19 protein-coding genes and 1 pseudogene are annotated in these 14,965 nt (G+C 65.9%); 17 read left to right on the top strand and 3 right to left on the bottom strand.

Features of this window, described 5'->3' with window-relative positions; all coding sequences use genetic code 11:
• Window positions 1-8 precede the first annotated feature (8 nt).
• The 7 genes and pseudogenes from AC1DIP_RS06330 to AC1DIP_RS06300 all read left to right on the top strand — a co-directional run.
• Window positions 9-206: pseudogene (locus AC1DIP_RS06330) on the top strand (WhiB family transcriptional regulator); the annotation flags it as partial.
• A 215-nt stretch (window positions 207-421) separates the two neighbouring features.
• Window positions 422-736 (top strand): hypothetical protein, encoded by a 315-nt coding sequence (locus tag AC1DIP_RS06325; protein WP_133830755.1) that lies wholly within the window; start codon window positions 422-424, stop codon window positions 734-736.
• 29 nt (window positions 737-765) lie between these two features.
• A complete protein-coding gene (locus tag AC1DIP_RS06320; protein ID WP_133830754.1) occupies window positions 766-1,218 on the top strand; it encodes a hypothetical protein in 453 nt (150 codons plus the stop codon).
• Between the two features lie 3 nt (window positions 1,219-1,221).
• A complete protein-coding gene (locus AC1DIP_RS06315; protein WP_133830753.1) occupies window positions 1,222-2,523 on the top strand; it encodes a replication-associated recombination protein A in 1,302 nt (433 codons plus the stop codon).
• Between the two features lie 107 nt (window positions 2,524-2,630).
• Window positions 2,631-2,993, top strand: a complete 363-nt coding sequence (locus tag AC1DIP_RS06310; protein ID WP_477733255.1) for a hypothetical protein — start codon at window positions 2,631-2,633, stop codon at window positions 2,991-2,993.
• 28 nt (window positions 2,994-3,021) lie between these two features.
• Window positions 3,022-3,369, top strand: coding sequence for a hypothetical protein (locus AC1DIP_RS06305; protein ID WP_133830752.1), 348 nt, complete (start codon window positions 3,022-3,024; stop codon window positions 3,367-3,369).
• Window positions 3,370-3,529: 160 nt separating this feature from the next.
• Window positions 3,530-4,219 (top strand): class I SAM-dependent methyltransferase, encoded by a 690-nt coding sequence (locus tag AC1DIP_RS06300; RefSeq protein ID WP_477733254.1) that lies wholly within the window; start codon window positions 3,530-3,532, stop codon window positions 4,217-4,219.
• Here AC1DIP_RS06300 and AC1DIP_RS06295 read toward each other — a convergent pair.
• Together AC1DIP_RS06295 and AC1DIP_RS06290 are read right to left on the bottom strand one after the other, a co-directional pair.
• Window positions 4,216-5,301, bottom strand: coding sequence for a hypothetical protein (locus AC1DIP_RS06295; RefSeq protein WP_071416438.1), 1,086 nt, complete (start codon window positions 5,299-5,301; stop codon window positions 4,216-4,218). The two genes, AC1DIP_RS06300 and AC1DIP_RS06295, sit on opposite strands and share 4 nt — an antisense overlap.
• 2 nt (window positions 5,302-5,303) lie before the next feature.
• Window positions 5,304-6,002, bottom strand: coding sequence for an SDR family NAD(P)-dependent oxidoreductase (locus AC1DIP_RS06290; RefSeq protein WP_056387495.1), 699 nt, complete (start codon window positions 6,000-6,002; stop codon window positions 5,304-5,306).
• 197 nt (window positions 6,003-6,199) lie between these two features.
• Between AC1DIP_RS06290 and AC1DIP_RS06285 the strand changes: the two genes are divergently transcribed.
• The 7 genes from AC1DIP_RS06285 to AC1DIP_RS06255 all read left to right on the top strand — a co-directional run bounded on the left by AC1DIP_RS06285 (window position 6,200) and on the right by AC1DIP_RS06255 (window position 10,530).
• On the top strand, window positions 6,200-6,676 hold the full coding sequence (locus AC1DIP_RS06285) for a hypothetical protein (RefSeq protein WP_477733253.1): 477 nt from the start codon (window positions 6,200-6,202) through the stop codon (window positions 6,674-6,676).
• Window positions 6,676-7,797: a hypothetical protein gene (locus tag AC1DIP_RS06280; RefSeq protein ID WP_133830748.1), complete on the top strand. Its 1,122-nt coding sequence runs from the start codon at window positions 6,676-6,678 to the stop codon at window positions 7,795-7,797. The genes AC1DIP_RS06285 and AC1DIP_RS06280 overlap by 1 nt, the downstream gene beginning before the upstream one ends.
• Complete coding sequence (locus AC1DIP_RS06275) at window positions 7,794-8,432, top strand: hypothetical protein (RefSeq protein WP_284975276.1); 639 nt, start codon at window positions 7,794-7,796, stop codon at window positions 8,430-8,432. Before AC1DIP_RS06280 ends, AC1DIP_RS06275 begins: the two co-directional genes overlap by 4 nt.
• Window positions 8,433-8,572: 140 nt before the next feature.
• Window positions 8,573-8,980 (top strand): hypothetical protein, encoded by a 408-nt coding sequence (locus AC1DIP_RS06270; RefSeq protein ID WP_354259087.1) that lies wholly within the window; start codon window positions 8,573-8,575, stop codon window positions 8,978-8,980.
• A 169-nt stretch (window positions 8,981-9,149) separates the two neighbouring features.
• Window positions 9,150-9,677 (top strand): hypothetical protein, encoded by a 528-nt coding sequence (locus tag AC1DIP_RS06265; RefSeq protein WP_477733252.1) that lies wholly within the window; start codon window positions 9,150-9,152, stop codon window positions 9,675-9,677.
• Between the two features lie 216 nt (window positions 9,678-9,893).
• Window positions 9,894-10,196 (top strand): hypothetical protein, encoded by a 303-nt coding sequence (locus AC1DIP_RS06260; protein ID WP_354259093.1) that lies wholly within the window; start codon window positions 9,894-9,896, stop codon window positions 10,194-10,196.
• Complete coding sequence (locus AC1DIP_RS06255; RefSeq protein ID WP_477733251.1) at window positions 10,189-10,530, top strand: hypothetical protein; 342 nt, start codon at window positions 10,189-10,191, stop codon at window positions 10,528-10,530. Before AC1DIP_RS06260 ends, AC1DIP_RS06255 begins: the two co-directional genes overlap by 8 nt.
• 70 nt (window positions 10,531-10,600) lie before the next feature.
• Here AC1DIP_RS06255 and AC1DIP_RS06250 read toward each other — a convergent pair whose 3' ends face one another.
• On the bottom strand, window positions 10,601-11,158 hold the full coding sequence (locus AC1DIP_RS06250) for a LysM peptidoglycan-binding domain-containing protein (RefSeq protein ID WP_477733250.1): 558 nt from the start codon (window positions 11,156-11,158) through the stop codon (window positions 10,601-10,603).
• A gap of 171 nt (window positions 11,159-11,329) precedes the next feature.
• Here AC1DIP_RS06250 and AC1DIP_RS06245 point away from each other — a divergent pair, with 171 nt between their 5' ends.
• From AC1DIP_RS06245 to AC1DIP_RS06235, 3 genes are all read left to right on the top strand, one after another.
• Window positions 11,330-12,286: a hypothetical protein gene (locus tag AC1DIP_RS06245; RefSeq protein WP_477733249.1), complete on the top strand. Its 957-nt coding sequence runs from the start codon at window positions 11,330-11,332 to the stop codon at window positions 12,284-12,286.
• 137 nt (window positions 12,287-12,423) lie between these two features.
• Window positions 12,424-13,455 (top strand): hypothetical protein, encoded by a 1,032-nt coding sequence (locus tag AC1DIP_RS06240; RefSeq protein ID WP_133830741.1) that lies wholly within the window; start codon window positions 12,424-12,426, stop codon window positions 13,453-13,455.
• Between the two features lie 220 nt (window positions 13,456-13,675).
• Entirely contained in the window at window positions 13,676-14,920 is a 1,245-nt protein-coding gene (locus AC1DIP_RS06235) for an AAA family ATPase (RefSeq protein WP_477733248.1), read from the top strand.
• The last annotated feature ends 45 nt before the right edge of the window (window positions 14,921-14,965 follow it).

Here is a 14,965-nt window from a genome sequence, read left to right as displayed (position 1 = left end):
ACGAGAAGTGGCGCAGGGATGCCCTGTGCGCAGAAACAGACCCCGACGCGTTCTTCCCGGAGAAGGGCGGCAACACCACCGACGCCAAGAAGGTCTGTGCCCAGTGCGGGGTGCGCGCACAGTGCCTGGATTACGCGTTGAGCGCCGACGAGCGCTTCGGCATCTGGGGCGGACTCAGCACCGCCGAACGCGACCGCCTTATCAAGACTTCACCGGTGGCACACCGTAGCGCCGCCCAGGCGCAAAAGCAGGAACGCGACACCCTCATCGTCGCGATGGCCGGCAGAGGGTTCGACCCCCGGACCATCGCCGACATGGCCGAGGTCACCGACCGCACCGTCTACCGGGTGCTCGCCCGGCACAAGGAGCGGGAGGACGCCGTCTCCGCCTGAGCGCAGCACCGTCAATTGAAAGGACCGCCATGCCACTGTTCCCGCGCCGCTTCAGGCAGCAGAACCTGCTGCCCGGGGACGCCTATCCCCCTGAACGGACTACAGGCGCGCCCATGCCGGCCAGGAAACGCGCCGCCATTGACCGCAAGCTCCGCCGGATGGTGAAACAGCATCGGCTCCCGGCCGAGCCGGGAGAGTACCTCGACGCAACGGGCGACCGCTGGACGCTCGACGCCCAAGGCGGCTGGACCGACGCCGGCGGCGTACACCGCGACGCCAGGTACGCGCCGATCATCGCCTTGTTCGTCCACAACTCCGGCCCGTTCACGCGCATCGAGAGCTGATGGCCACCCCCGCCGCAAAAGGAGCAACCATGCACCCCCGCATCGAAGACAGCCACCTCGACCCCGGACTCCTGCCGACCGTCAATCCACAGCAGCGCACCGACACCCAGCTCGTCGAGCCGGTGCTCCGGGCCATCCACGCCGCCGTCGCGGACTGCAGCGTGACCGCCGCCCAGGTCTTCGCCGGCCGGATCCACACGCGCAAGAACGAGGAGTGCACGACAGCGTTCGGCCGGCCGCCCAGCGTCGGTCACGCATCTGACGGTGACGACTTCTACTTGCAGATCGGCGTCCGGGTGCCCTCGTACGCAGCCGCACCGGTGCTCGAAGCGATCCACGCCGTCGAGGCCATGTCGGACGCGCAGGCGCTGCGCGAGGCGCGTGCCCGGCTCGCCGAGGCCAGAGCGCGCACCGCCGCGGCACAGAGCGAAGAAGCCCGGGTCGAGGCCGAGATCGCCCGCCTCGAACCAAACAAGGAGTAGACCATGAGTGCCATCCAACCCCTGGCCGCCCGCATGCGGCCCACCTCCCTCGACCAGATCGTGGGCCAGGAGCACCTGGTCTTTCCCGGCTCGCCGCTCGAGCTGCTCGCCCAGGGCGAGGGTGCGACCTCGGTCCTGCTCTGGGGTCCGCCCGGCGTCGGCAAGACCACCATCGCCTCGGTGATCGCCCGCCAGACCAGCCGCCGCTTCGTCGAGCTCTCCGCGACCAGCGCCGGCGTAGCCGATGTCCGCAAAACGCTCGCCGGAGCCCAGAAGGCCCTCGACGACGACCTCCAGACGCTCGTGTTCATTGACGAGATCCACCGCTTCTCCAAGGCGCAGCAGGACGTCCTCCTGCCCGCCGTGGAGGCCGGGGTCATCTCGCTCATCGGCGCGACCACCGAGAACCCGAGCTTCTCGGTCAACTCGGCACTGGTCTCGCGCTCAATCCTGCTGGTCCTACGCCCTGTGGAGGACGGCGAGGTCGTGAACCTGCTCTCGCGTGCCCTAGAGGAGGACCCGGTCCTCTCAGCCACCGGGATCGGGTTCGCCGACCCCGCGCTGCAGATCATTGCAGGGCTGTCCAGCGGCGACGTCCGCCAGGCGCTGAACCGGCTGGAGACCGCTGTCGCAACTGCGCAGGCCGCAGGCAAGAGCGTCGTCGACCGCGAGGTGCTGGAGCAGGTCACCGGCGCTGCGCTGCAGCGTTACGACCGCGATGGCGACCAGCACTACGACGTCGTCAGCGCATTCATCAAGAGCATGAGAGGCAGCGACCCGGATGCGGCCCTGCACTGGCTGGCCCGGATGATCGAGGCGGGGGAGGACCCGAGGTTCATCGCACGGCGCTTGGTGGTGCACGCCTCCGAGGACGTCGGCATGGCCGACCCCTCGGTGCTGGGCATCGCAGTGGCCGCCGCCCAGGCAGTCCAGCTGATCGGTATGCCCGAGGCGCGGCTCAACCTCGCTCAGGCAACGGTCGCAATCGCCACGGCCCCCAAGTCGCCGGCCGTCATCCGCGGCATCGACCAAGCGCTGGAAGACGTCCGGCGCGGCCGGACCGGGAGCGTGCCAGTGCACCTGCGCGACGCGCACTACCCGGGCGCGAAGGGCCTCGGGCACGGAGAAGGCTACTTCTACCCTCACGACTTCGAACACGGAGTTGTCTTGCAGCAATACCTACCCGATGCCGTCCGCGGCACACAGTATTACCGTCCTACCGGCAACGGCTTCGAACAAACCATCGCCAGACGGTTGGCTGCGATCGATCAGATGACCGTGGAGGACAGGAACCCCCTCGACTAGATGCGGACCAGAGGTAGAACCGTGGCCGCATCATCCTGGATCGTCGCTGCATGGAAAATCACCAGCAAAGTCGTCGGCTTCCACAAGACCTACGAGAGGGGATGAGCATGATCAACGACAACACTGAACGCGCGAGGCAGACCCCGGAGTCCGACAAGCCCAGGACTGTGGACGACCGACTCTCAGCAGATCTTGGTATCGACGTCCCCGCCGTCGAAGCGCAGGCACGGTTGCATCTCGACCTGCTGCGCATGCAGCGCCGCGAGCCCGGCGAACTAGGCTACGTGCTCATCGACCGGGAGTTCCATCCCCGCACAGCTGTCGTCTTCGCATCTCCCACAGAAGCCCGCAGCGCGCTGGAAGGCCACCCTTTGATCGATGCCCTCTGTGAGGAGGACAGCGTCGATGCACGGGTCCCGGATCCGGCCGTTCTCTCCGACCTCGCCTCCCGCGAAGTCATTTTGCCCTGATCGCACGGAATCGCGAAGGAATGGAAACATGACCAACACCGGTATCTTCACCCAATCAGCAGCTTCAGTCCTGCAGGACGTCGAAGAGTTCTACTTCGGTGGCGCGCTTCCCTGGTACCACGGGAGCAAGCTGACAGAGGACGGCTTGCACGTGAGCATCACACTTGACGATCCAGAGTCTGATGACGAGTCCAAGACCAAGGACTACGAGCTGTCGGCCGCCCAAATCAAGGAAGCCTTTCGAAAGGCCAAGCAGAAGGGGTACCACCTCTGCTGCTCTGCCGCCATCGAGTCCGAACAGCTCGGATTCGGCTGCGTCCAAGACCTTGACATCATCCTTCAGACCGCTTGCTACGGCGAGCTGGTCTTCGGCTGACGCCGCACCGGCTCGACTTCACCAGTGGAACTACTTCCACTAGGATGCAATCTCAGAGCTACCCAGTGGACACGGACCCCAGCACAGCCGTCCTTGCTCCTTCGTGAAACCACCCTGCTGACCCTCACTTCACCGACCTCGACCGATAGGCTCCGATCACATGAACGACCAGGAAGTGCGCCGCGGCGCAGGTATCTACAGCAAGCCGGTGCTGGGCTTCTACGACCTGCTCGTCGTGAAGTTCTCCAATTCGCTGGCCTGGCGATGCCCCAGCCAGCTCATGCTAGACCAGTACAACCGTTGCATCGGCACCCGCCATCTCGATGTCGGTCCCGGCACTGGTTGGTACCTCGCCAATGCCGACCTCCCCGAATCTGCTGAGATCACACTCATGGACCTCAACGAAAACAGCGTGGAGCACGCAGCGTCCAGACTCGCCCACACCCACGTAAGCACCAGAGGTGTGACCGCGAACGTCCTCGAACCGATCCCCGAGGCTCTCGGCCAATTCGATTCCATCGCGGCGAACTACGTCTTCCACTGCGTTCCCGGCTCCTGGGCGGACAAGGGCGTAGCTTTCAAACACCTAGGGGAGCGGCTCGCTGCTGACGGTGTGCTGTTCGGCAGTACCATCCTGGGCAGTGGCGTGAGCCACAACCTCATCGGCCGCGGCTTCATGGCCCTGTACAACCGCCTGGGCATCTTTCACAACCGCGAAGACGACGCCGCAGGACTTGAGGCTGCACTGCGGCGAAGCTTCGACCATGTGAAGGTCGACGTCATCGGTACCGTGGCGGTGTTCAGTGCACGAAACCCGTTGCGAAACGGCGGGGCAGGTGGACTCGACTAAAAGTCGAGCCTGATGACTGCATCCCGCCCTTCAGCCCCAGACCTGACTCCGGTGGCGGTGATGCGCACATTCTGCACGGAACCGTCGACCCGGCGAAGCGCCAGACCCATCGATTGAGAACGAGCGGTATCCCTCGCCGCAGCCGCGATGAACCTGTGCAACTCACCTGAAGCGTCAATGGCAAATTCACCAAGGCCGCCGACATACCCGAAGTCTTCCCGACGCCACGATGGCGACGTCATAAGAACATCCAGCGTTGCAGAGTCGACGACGGCCATCGGTTCCTTGGCCAGGGCCATGACTCCGCGAAGCACGTCGTCCACGCGCCCCGCATTGGCGTCTTGCTCGAAGGCCATATCGTGAAAAGTCTCCGGGGCCTCGTAACTGAAGCCCTGCAGATAGATCTTGTCGTGATCGGGCTCGATCGGCGGAATCACGCCGACCAGGCGCATGTGCCGACGGTCCTGTGAAGCCGTGCCGTAACCTGTGACGATGTTGTAGGTCAGGCACCGGACCTTGCCCGTTACGCCCATCAGCCCGTCCTGGATGCCGTCGCGGATGAGGCTGTTCACGCGCATCCGGTCGGACTGGTCGATGAGCTCGCTCGCCCATTCTCCGGCTTCCCAATAGCCACTGCGCTGCTGGGCGACGCTTGTGTCGACGTCATAGATACGAAACAGGTTCCGGTCCCAGTACGTGCGCCGGCGCAGTGTTGGTTGACCGTCGGCGTCACGCTCGATCTCCCATTCCCAGCCACCGACCAGCGGTGGTTCCGGAAGCGGATCAGCCGCTTTGGCCACGCCGGCGAGGACACCGATCACCGTGGAGGTACGTGGAGAGAAGACGGGCCGTACCTCAACTGCCCACTGCTCGTCCGCATGGGGGACTGTCTCGGAAATTACATTGCCACTGCGCATCACCTGGGCGATGCGGTTCTCATCAAGTAGAAGACGCCTGGGAATTGCACGCGTGGGCTTCCGAGCGGAGACCGGACCACAGGGCTTATCGTCCACCAGAACCAGCTGCTTGCCGTCGCTTCCGCAGAAAAGGCCCCAGGAACCTACATCCAGCTGGACCTGCATGATCAAATACCGCCTGAGACCTGCACAGTGGCCCCCGACATGTAGGTATTCTCCGCGGTGTGAATGATCGCCGAAGCGACTTCATCTGCCGTCCCGAACCGACCCAGCGGGATTCCTTCCAGCATTGCCATCCGTGCCTCCTCAGCAACATCAGCCATCATGTCCGTATCAGTTGCGCCGGGAGCAACAACGTTCACCCGGATGTTCCGGGCTGCGTACTCCCTGGCCATCGATCGTGCAAACGCTTCCAATGCCCCCTTGGATGCAGTGTAATTGCACTGGCCGACAACGCCGTACTTCACGGACATGGATGAAACCAGCACGATCGATCCGCCGCGCTGCCGCAGCATCGGCCCCAGGGCCGCCTTGCAGGCCAGCATCGGCCCGATCGCATTGACCTGCATGACCTCGCTCAGGTCCTCCTCGCTCATCCGCATGAGCAGCTTGTCGCGGGTGATCCCTGCTGCGACGACGAGCACATCCAGACCACCTAGGTCGGCGGCAGCCGCCTTGACGCCAGCTGCGATCGAATTACCGTCACGCACATCCATCTCGAGGGGGAGCACCCCCTCGGGCACGGTCCCCCCGGTACGATGCGTACCCGCCGTCCGGTAGCCGGCGGAGAGCAGGGCTCGAGCCGTGGCCGCCCCGATCCCACGGGTTGCACCGATCACCAGGGCAGTTCTCCCCATGTCGCTCATTTTTTTCTTACCCTCCCAGGTTGTAAAGTTGTGACACGGAACTTTACTGGACTTGTACCCCTTCGTTGACAAACGACAGGCGGTGTCCGCTCTTCTCGCTATTTAGAGGAACGCTGATGCCTGCCTTTATTCCATCCGCTGCGACCGCCGATACGCCTCGGAACGGCCAGCCCCGTCACCCCCTGTTCGCCCGACTGATGCGCAAAGGCGCTGCCAAGGTCGGTGCCACCAGCTGCACCCCGAAGCCCGCTCAGCTCGACCTCTTCGACTGGCCGAACGAGTTGAGCCTCGAAGCACTCGGGAAAGCCATCGCCTCAGCTTGCGGCCTCGAGATCGTGATACGGCCCATCCCGGATGAGATGCGCCATCATGAGGTCAGCGGCCTCACCACTGTGATCGGACGAGTGGCCCACGTCTTCTACGACCCTGAGCTCCCGCCCCTCAACATTGAGCAGACAATCCTCCACGAGTTCGCCCATATCCTGCACGGCGACGTCCGGGCCGACACCGACTGCACCCATCTGCGCAGCATGTTCGACGATCCGGTGGAGAAGCGCGCCGAGACCACCGGCATGCGGCTGATGGATGCTCTGCACCGGAAGCGGCGGGCATCGGAAGAACGCAGCGAGGTCCTCGCCTTCCTGTCCGGATCAAACGAGGACGGTGAGATCTGATGACTGAGATCATCATTGTCGGTATCACCATGGGCCTGATCATCATCGTCTCTGCCCTGTATCAAGGACGCCGACGCCGGGTTAACCTTCTCAGGGTCACCTGTGCCGCCCTCTTCGTGGCCACGGTCTGCCGTGGCGTGGAGCCGCCCTTAGACGGACCTGCCGTCGACCTCCTCAAGCGCCTTGCCATCCTGACCGCCCAGGTATCCGTGGCGCTGCTCATCCTCACGTTCCGCGCGACTCCGCTTTCACGACGTGCAACCCGGTTCATCTACCTCTTCGCCGGGATCATCGCCCTGGGCGAGGCCGTGCTGGTGTGGTTCATCCCCGTCCATGCCGACGGCACCATCTACGACCGGGTCGACATCGACGCCGCCCTTGCCCGCGGCCAGGCCTGGGCACTGATCTCCTACAACTTCCTGTACCTCTCTGCATTCGCCGCGGCAACTGCCGTAGTTGCCGTCGGCTGTTGGCGGACCATGACGCAGAAGAACCAACCCTTCTCCGCCCGCCTTCCGGTTGCATTCGTCTTTACGGGGGCCATCGGATCTGCCCTGTTCATCGGCTCATCACTCCTGGACCTCTTTGGCAGTCCGGTCGTCGGCGGAACTGAACTGAGGACACAACTCCTCGTCACCGTTGTCAGCTTCTTCTTCCTGGGACTCGCAACAGGGGTCATCCGCCGCATCAGCATAGAAACGCAGGTGAGGCTCGCGCTCCGCCTCGCGCACGAGGTCGTCGTACCTTTGTGGCGAACGACCACCACTCTTCACCCCGACGTAAAGCTTCCGCCCGAAGACAGGCAGGGGTTCGATCAGCTGATGACGCTCTCAAGGCTCACCATCGAAACCCACGACGCGCTCAGACTCATCCGCGAGGACCACGACCCCGCACTGGAACCCCTGCACAGGCAGCACCCCGAGGATCCGCACCTGTCGGCGGGGCTGGTGCGCCATCTCAGCGGCGAGAACGCCGTTCCCAGCCTCGGGTGGTTCACACTCGCCCTGAGCCGGCTCCGCACGCTCAAGCTGAAAGACGACGAAACCCTGGCCGCCTCTGTGCAGAGCCTCTACGAGATCCGAGTAGCGATGAGTGCCATGAATGGGACGGACGGGCGATGACCGGGAACGGAACGAAAATACGCATCCCCGAGACCGGCGATCCTGCGGCCCGGGCCGCCCGGATCCTCAGTGACGTGTTCGCGCCCGCTGTGTCCGTGTTCCTCATCTGCGTCCTCTGCGGCGTCACAGGCCACCCGCATACATGGGTTGGTCTCGGATGGGGCATCCTGATCGGCTCTTTCTGCGCAGTGATCCCGACAGCAACCATCCATGTCGCCGTGCGGCGCGAGCAGCTCACCGATCGACACGTCACCCGGCGCGATCAGCGCTGGCGGGTCTTCCTGGTCTGCGTGGCGTCTGTGCTTGGAGGCATGGCAACGGCGGTGCTGCTGGACGCACCGCGCCCGCTGCTGTGGATCCTGCCGACGATGGTTGCCGGGCTCGTCCTTGCCGGGGGAGTGACCCTCCTGGGACCGAAAGTCTCCATGCACGCGTTCTGCTTCACCTCCCTCGTCGTCCTCGCGGCGATGCTGCTCTCGCCCTGGTGGCTGCTCGCCCTCCCAACCCTGCTGCCCGTGGTCGCCTTCGCCCGGCTGAAGCTAAAGCACCACACGCGCCTCGAGCTCACACTCGGATCCGGCCTGGCAGCCGCCGTGATGCTCGGAGCCAGTGCGTACATGCCCACGGCCGGCTAGGACTGCCCGCTGCTCCGGCGCAACCGGAAATGTGCCGATGCCACCGCATTGGAAGATCTTCCACTAGTATGAAGGTGTCGTCGCGTGCACCGTTCGCCTCGATGACTTCATGTCTGAAATCACGAGGAGGATCCAGCTCCGTGACCATCGCCCAGCGACTAGAACGCTTGTTCGCGGAGACGGCAGGACCACACGGTCGCCCCGTCACCCTGCAGGAAATCGTCCAGAGAATGGAGCAGCGCGGCATCTCCTCGATGTCGCTCAGCTACCTGCAGCAACTGCGCAAGGGGGAGGCCCACAATCCCCGCCTGCAGCACCTCCGAGCCCTGGCCGACGCCTTCGACGTCCCCCTGTCCTACTTCCTGGAGGAGAACGAGCCAGATAGCGCCACCGAGCAGGAGCTGACCCCGCAGGAGCGAACCATCGCCCTGCGTGTGCACGGGCTCAGCGACGGCGCACTGGCCAGCATCCGGGCCATTGTGGAGCTGGCGCGCAAGAGCGAGCAGCTCGACGACCCGCCCAAGAGCCCTGACTCCACTCAAGACTGATCCCGCCGCGGGGTCCCACCACCCTGGGGACGTCTTCCTCGTGCCGGCGTTTGGTATTTGAGTGGAATCTTTTCCACTCCTGTGGCAGGATGGGAACCACAGCCCGGCGATTCCGTACATCGTGATGTCCCGCCGGACTGAGGTGATCACGCCCGTGAAGGAGCATCAGATGGTCGATATGCAGCCCCCCTCCGACGAGTTCCGCGGATTCGACGAGGCCCGGTCGATCATGTGGTGCTACGAGGCCCGCTCACGCACCTATGCCCGTCTGAGCCAGACGGACTTTCTCGCCAACGACGCCGTGGCCGCCGTGCATGTCGAGAACACCTCCCGCGCCGACCGCGTCTTTCTCGCCGCCTTCGACCGCTCCGGCGGGCTGCTGTTCGGCGACACGCTTTACATCGACGACCCGACACAGCGGCTCGACGTCACACCCGAGTTCGACCACGACTTCACCGGTATGGCCGTCGCCGCCGGCTCCGAACTTGAGGAAGCAGTCGAACGCGAGAACGGCTGGGTGGTCAACCTGGATGCCCTGCGCGACTACGACCCGCTGGAGGACCGCCGGACCACGCAGCGCGCGGTGCTCCTGGCGCACCTCGGAGACATGATGGCCAGCGGCCAGGCCCGGGGTTTCCTGTTTGACAAGCACGACGCTGCCGAGGATCCCGGTGAGGCCGACACCGACGCCGCCTGAGCGCGGCGCAGCACTTCTTCGGGCGCTCGGTCGACCCCGCCCGGCTTCGGCCGAGGCGGGGTCTTTTGCGTCCCTGGGGAACCGGTGGAAAGACCGTGGACCGGCTCACGCCGGTCCCGGGGGTCGTTCCGTGGTGGTCGCAGCCGCGCGGTGCGCGGCGCGGCCACCGTTACCGAATCGTCTGTTCTTGAGAGCCACGACCCACAGGAGTAGCCCATGACCGTCCCTCTCCGCGCAGCCCAGCTGCCCGTCAAGTACGAACGGGCCGAAGGCTCCGCCCGGCACGGCCGGACCATCTACGAAGTCGCCGGCTCCGGGCTCTACCAGGTGACTGCGGCCAAGGGAGAGTTCGCCGTCTCGACGCTCACGCAGTCGGGGTGGACGGAGCTGATCACGCTAGACGAAGGCGACGGGGTCTCGAACGCACTGGATGCCATGCAGATCTGGCTGGACATCCAGACCCCGACGCCCCCGGCCGGCGACAGCGCCGCAGGGCAAGGCGGCGATGCCGATGCCTGACCCGACCGGGACGATGGCGAACCTCACCGAGAAGGCCGCAGCCGCTGTCGTCACCTCCCGCGGTCTCACCCATGAGAACGGAGAATCCCCCCTCGCAGCCCTCGGCTGGGCCCAGGGCGCGGCGATCACCCACGAGGACGCTTTCCGGGCCTTCGCCCGGGCCCTGATCGACGAACTGGGCGTGCCGGACCTCCTCGCCGCCAAGATCGAGCTGCTCGCCGAGTACAAGCTCGACTACCCCCAGGACTACGCGCCGGACGACGTCGCCCGCATGCAGGCCGAGCTGGCGCGGCTGCGATCGCTGCAGCAGATGCTTGCAGGACCCGCCGACTGACCGTTTCCGGACACAGCAAGAGGCCCGGACTGCGCTGAAGGTCGGCGCAGTCCGGGCCCCAGGCCTGCTCTCACGCCGTGGGCGGGATGAGCAGCGAGGCCCCGGCGTAGATGAGATTCGGATCCTGGATCCGGTTCTTCTCGACCAGGGCCCCGATCGGCACTCCGGTCTCCGCCGAGATCTCCGTGAGGGTGTCACCCCACTGGATCACGTACACCCGCGGCCGTGGCTTCGGCTCGGGGACCTGCGCCGGCTTGTCCTCGTCGCCCTTGCCCGACGCCGAGGTGCCCGAACCCTGGCCGTCCGCAGAGCTGCCGTTACCGGCCTTGGCCTCGAAGGCGTCCGGGACCCCGTTGCGGTCCCGGTCCGGCAAGGTCACCGTCACGGTGCCCTCCTCGTGCTGGGAAGCTGCCGCCGCATCGCTCGCCGGGCTCCGGTCAGCAGTGAGGAGCTGCGTCGCGCCCCAGCCGGCGAACAGCAGCGCGCCACCGGCCATGATCCCGGCCGCCAGCACCGGTCCACCGCCATAGCCCAGGGGCCCAAGCCGGTCCCGCCGCTGCGCCGTCACCCGGGCCGAGGGAGCTGCATCAGCGGCCTTCTCCTCGGGCCTGTGCATCGTATCCGTCATCCCTGTCCCTCTCTATCCAGCTCACCATTTGCGACCATTCGAGTCCTTATGCACATTCTACTCGTAGTCCAGTGCATTTTGATAGAATAGGAGAAGGGATAGACGAGTCATAGACCAGTCCGACGGGCCGCCACGAACCACCGAATCACTCAACAGAAGGAACCCACCACCATGGCCAACTACTCCATCTCCGCCAACCAGCTCACCGAGGGCACCAGCGTCTTCATCCGCGGCAAGCTCGCCTTCGCCCGGCTGACCAGCCTCATCGAGGGTGCTGCCCTCGCCGCCAGCGACCAGCGCAAGGTCCAGAACGGCATGAGCCCCGTGGGCAAGCCGCACACCACGGCGACGATCACCGAGGCCGAGGTGCAGTTCGCCGACCCGGCGAACCCCACGGTCGAGGAGCAGTTCGTCTCCGAGCGCCGCTACACCTCGAAGAAGAACCCGGCCTCGGGCGCGAACTACTCGATCGACTCCAAGGGCACGAACCTGCCGATCATCGCGATCCCGTCCGAGAAGGGTGATGGCACCTACGACCAGGACACCTCCGGCCAGGAGCTGGCACAGGGACTGGACGTGACGCTCGTGCTCCGCGTCTACAAGCCGAAGAACTTCGCCAACCGCGGCCTGTCGCTCGACCAGGTGATTGTGCACGAGACCCCGCGCTACTACAACGCCGGCGGCGTCGCCAGCGGGGAGCTCGCGGCCCGCGGCATCGTCTTCAACGCCCCGCCCCGCGCGGTCCAGGCCCAGCCGGGCTCGGGCTCCGCCGTCGGCAACGGCGAGGAGCCGGTCGCCACCGAGGTCGAGGACGGCTTGTCCTTCCCGGCCCCGCAGCCCGCCGTCGCGGCTTCAGTCGCGGCTCCGGTCCCCGCCCAGGCCCACGCGCAGGTCCTGACCGAACCGGTCGCGGTGACTCCGCAGGCGGCCCCTGCCGTGGCTCCGGTTGCCGCCCCGGTCCCCGCGGTGCAGCCGCAGCAGGAGACGCCCGAGCAGAAGCTCGCCCGCCTCGAGCGTGAGAACGCCGAGTTGAAGAACACGGGTTCGGCCGTGGGTGCTCCCGCCGGCCAGGGCCCGTGGGGCGGCTCCGGCGATGCCCAGCAGGCCGGAATCACCTACCAGGGCTGATCCAAGGCCGATCCGACCGACCGAACCCCCAGACGAGACCCCCGTGCAGGCATCCATGCCGTACGGGGGTCTCGTCTTTCAGGGCCGGAGTGCAACCCGGCCCTGTTTTCATCCGCTCCCGACAAGAAGGCATTGATGTGACCGCCGTCGATCCCCGCGCGATCTTCCCCAGCTTCTATGACAACCCCGCGATTCGCGCCCTGGCGACCGCCTGCCGCTGGACCATCTCCGGCCGGCTCGGCGAGCTCGACGACGAGGACTCCGGCCGCAAGGCACCGATCGATGTGCGGCACCTGCTCGACGGCTGCAATCCGGGCTGCCGCCACGCAGGCCCCCTGCGCGGAGCTTTCGCCCTGGACGCGACCTGCCTGCTCACTCTCGACCAGCTGGCCGACACACTGCCGAACGCGGCGAACGCTGCCTTCTACCTGCAGGCCCCCTCCGACGGTCTGATCGTGATCGACGTCGAGCCCGGTTGCCCGCCGGACGTGGCCGCAGACATCCTGCGCCTGCCCGGAATCCTGTACTCGGAGCTGTCGATGTCGGGCCGGGGCTTCCACCTGGTCGCCCCGCTGCCTGCCAACCTCCACGACTTCCCGATCGCCGCTGACAAGCGCGTCCTGCGCGAGGAGCACGGCTGGTACGAGATCCTCCTGGACCATTGGTGCACGTTCACCCGCAACCCGGTGCCGCAGCGGATCGTCGAACACGTTGCGGCGCGACCAGCCTCCGACCGGTTCTCTTCGGTGGCGGACCTGTATGCAGACCTCGCCGCCAAGGCCAAGCCAAGCATCAGCATCCCCTCGACCGCCGTCGGCACGGACGGCGAAATGCCCGACATCCCGTACGCCGAGGCCATCGTCGAGCAGACACTCGCCGGCTCCCGCGACCGGCTGAAGACGCCCGAGGACTTCGACAACGACCGTTCCCGCTGGGAGTTCTCCGTCCTGGGTGTCCTCTACACCGGCATGCAGCTGCCGTTGCGCACCTACCGGTCCTTCGGCGCGCAGTTCTCCTCCGGTGACGAGGCCTGGCTGCTGTACAAGACCTCGCTGGCTGTGATCGAGCCTCGGCCCAAGCACGCCCAGATGCGCAACGGCAGGCCGTTCCTGCTGGACCGTGCCGCTGCCCTGGTGGCGGCACGGGAAGCCTCCGCCGAGGCGGGGTGAACCTTTGGGGGTTGCCCATCGGTTTGGCGGTGGAACAAGGACTGGATCGGGCGGAGCCCGATCGGGGATGGGGAGGCGGTGGGCTTCTGAGCCCGACCGCCCCCGTCACCGGGCCTTGTGGCCCTGCTTCCGACATGTCCCGTACGGCGCTCAGCCCTGCCGTGGGTCCGTCTCCCGTCTCACCTGCTCACAGCTCACCCACGACCAGAAAGACATTCCCATGAAGTTCAACGACACCCTGACGACTCTGATCCAGCAGTCCCTCGAGGTCGGGGCCACGCCGGCGCTCATGGGCGAGCCCGGCATCGGCAAGTCCTCCTTCGTCGAGGCTCTCGCCTACTCGATGGGCACCAAAGCCTTCGTCCTGCCCTGCAACCAGCTCGCCGACAAGGCCGACCTCACCGGCGCGCGCCTGGTGCCCTACGAGAAGGCCGACGGGACACAGTCCTACAAGCAGGTCTTTTACCCGCACCAGGTCATTCAGGAGTGCATCGACTACGCGCTGGAGAACCCGCGCGAGTGGCCGATCCTCTTCCTCGACGAGATCAACCGCACGACCTCGGACGTGACCTCCGGCGCGCTCACCCTGGTGACCCTGCGGCGCATGGGCCACATCGAACTGCCGGAGAACGTGCGCCTCATCGTGGCGGGCAACGACAAGGGCAACGTCACGACTCTCGACGAGGCCTCGCTGTCGCGCTTCGCGATCTTCCACGTCGAGCCCGATGCGACGACCCTCATGTCCGTCCTCGGTGACGCGCTCAACCCCTGGGTGAAGAAAGTCCTCACCCAGCACCCCGGACTCATCTTCCAGAAGTCGACGCCGAACTCCATCGTGGCCGACGGCCGCGATGACGACGATGACGACGGCAACGTCACCATGGCCGAGCTGTTCGACGGCGGCGAGGAGATGAACCAGCTCACCACGCCGCGCACCATCGACCACCTCTCCCGGTGGCTGAACCGCGTCGACCGCCAGGAGCTGGCAAGCCACCTGGCGACCCCGGTCCAGATCGGCGGCCGCGACACCTCGCTGCTCAACGAGGCGATCGAGGCCTTCACCGGCGACACCATGTTCACCACCCAGCTCGTGGCGGTCATCGCCGAAGACCTCGCATCGAACTCGGGCGGCCCCGCACACAACCGCGTCAATGTGCCCAAGCCGAACTGCTACACGACCCTCAAGTCCGCGGGCACGGTCACCGACCTTGCCGCGCAGATCTCGGGCCTGACCCAGAACGAGGTCTCCGGCTCGCTGCTCTACGCGATGAAGGAGAAGGAGGACAACTCGCGCCTCATCGAGCAGCTGGCGCAGGCCGCCGTCCAGATTGAGCCGGAGCACACGCGCACCCTGTTCGAGCTGGTGACGACCGGGCAGTTCGACCGGCAGAACCTGGAGGCCTTCCTCGAGGTCGACTCGCCGATCGTGGCCGCGGTCAAGCCGTCCCTGTCGGCCTTCCTCTGAGCCGACCCGGCACCGGGCGGCGGGGGACGCCACCGGCTCCGTTCC

It is taken from the genome of Pseudarthrobacter sp. 05T312, from assembly GCF_056396685.1.
Note: the sequence above shows the minus strand (reverse complement) of the source record. Positions and strands in the feature narration are given on the sequence as shown.

Excerpts from the sequence above, each read along its gene's own strand:
- AC1DIP_RS06300 (WP_477733254.1), top strand. The coding sequence starts at position 3,530 with ATGAACGACCAGGAAGTGCGCCGCGGCGCAGGTATCTACAGCAAGCCG.
- AC1DIP_RS06265 (WP_477733252.1), top strand. The coding sequence starts at position 9,150 with ATGGTCGATATGCAGCCCCCCTCCGACGAGTTCCGCGGATTCGACGAG.
- AC1DIP_RS06310 (WP_477733255.1), top strand. The coding sequence starts at position 2,631 with ATGATCAACGACAACACTGAACGCGCGAGGCAGACCCCGGAGTCCGAC.
- AC1DIP_RS06235 (WP_477733248.1), top strand. The coding sequence starts at position 13,676 with ATGAAGTTCAACGACACCCTGACGACTCTGATCCAGCAGTCCCTCGAG.
- AC1DIP_RS06255 (WP_477733251.1), top strand. The coding sequence starts at position 10,189 with ATGCCTGACCCGACCGGGACGATGGCGAACCTCACCGAGAAGGCCGCA.
- AC1DIP_RS06275 (WP_284975276.1), top strand. The coding sequence starts at position 7,794 with ATGACCGGGAACGGAACGAAAATACGCATCCCCGAGACCGGCGATCCT.
- AC1DIP_RS06315 (WP_133830753.1), top strand. The coding sequence starts at position 1,222 with ATGAGTGCCATCCAACCCCTGGCCGCCCGCATGCGGCCCACCTCCCTC.
- AC1DIP_RS06320 (WP_133830754.1), top strand. The coding sequence starts at position 766 with ATGCACCCCCGCATCGAAGACAGCCACCTCGACCCCGGACTCCTGCCG.
- AC1DIP_RS06260 (WP_354259093.1), top strand. The coding sequence starts at position 9,894 with ATGACCGTCCCTCTCCGCGCAGCCCAGCTGCCCGTCAAGTACGAACGG.
- AC1DIP_RS06325 (WP_133830755.1), top strand. The coding sequence starts at position 422 with ATGCCACTGTTCCCGCGCCGCTTCAGGCAGCAGAACCTGCTGCCCGGG.
- AC1DIP_RS06305 (WP_133830752.1), top strand. The coding sequence starts at position 3,022 with ATGACCAACACCGGTATCTTCACCCAATCAGCAGCTTCAGTCCTGCAG.
- AC1DIP_RS06250 (WP_477733250.1), bottom strand. The coding sequence starts at position 11,158 with ATGACGGATACGATGCACAGGCCCGAGGAGAAGGCCGCTGATGCAGCT.
- AC1DIP_RS06280 (WP_133830748.1), top strand. The coding sequence starts at position 6,676 with ATGACTGAGATCATCATTGTCGGTATCACCATGGGCCTGATCATCATC.
- AC1DIP_RS06285 (WP_477733253.1), top strand. The coding sequence starts at position 6,200 with ATGCGCAAAGGCGCTGCCAAGGTCGGTGCCACCAGCTGCACCCCGAAG.
- AC1DIP_RS06245 (WP_477733249.1), top strand. The coding sequence starts at position 11,330 with ATGGCCAACTACTCCATCTCCGCCAACCAGCTCACCGAGGGCACCAGC.
- AC1DIP_RS06290 (WP_056387495.1), bottom strand. The coding sequence starts at position 6,002 with ATGAGCGACATGGGGAGAACTGCCCTGGTGATCGGTGCAACCCGTGGG.
- AC1DIP_RS06295 (WP_071416438.1), bottom strand. The coding sequence starts at position 5,301 with ATGCAGGTCCAGCTGGATGTAGGTTCCTGGGGCCTTTTCTGCGGAAGC.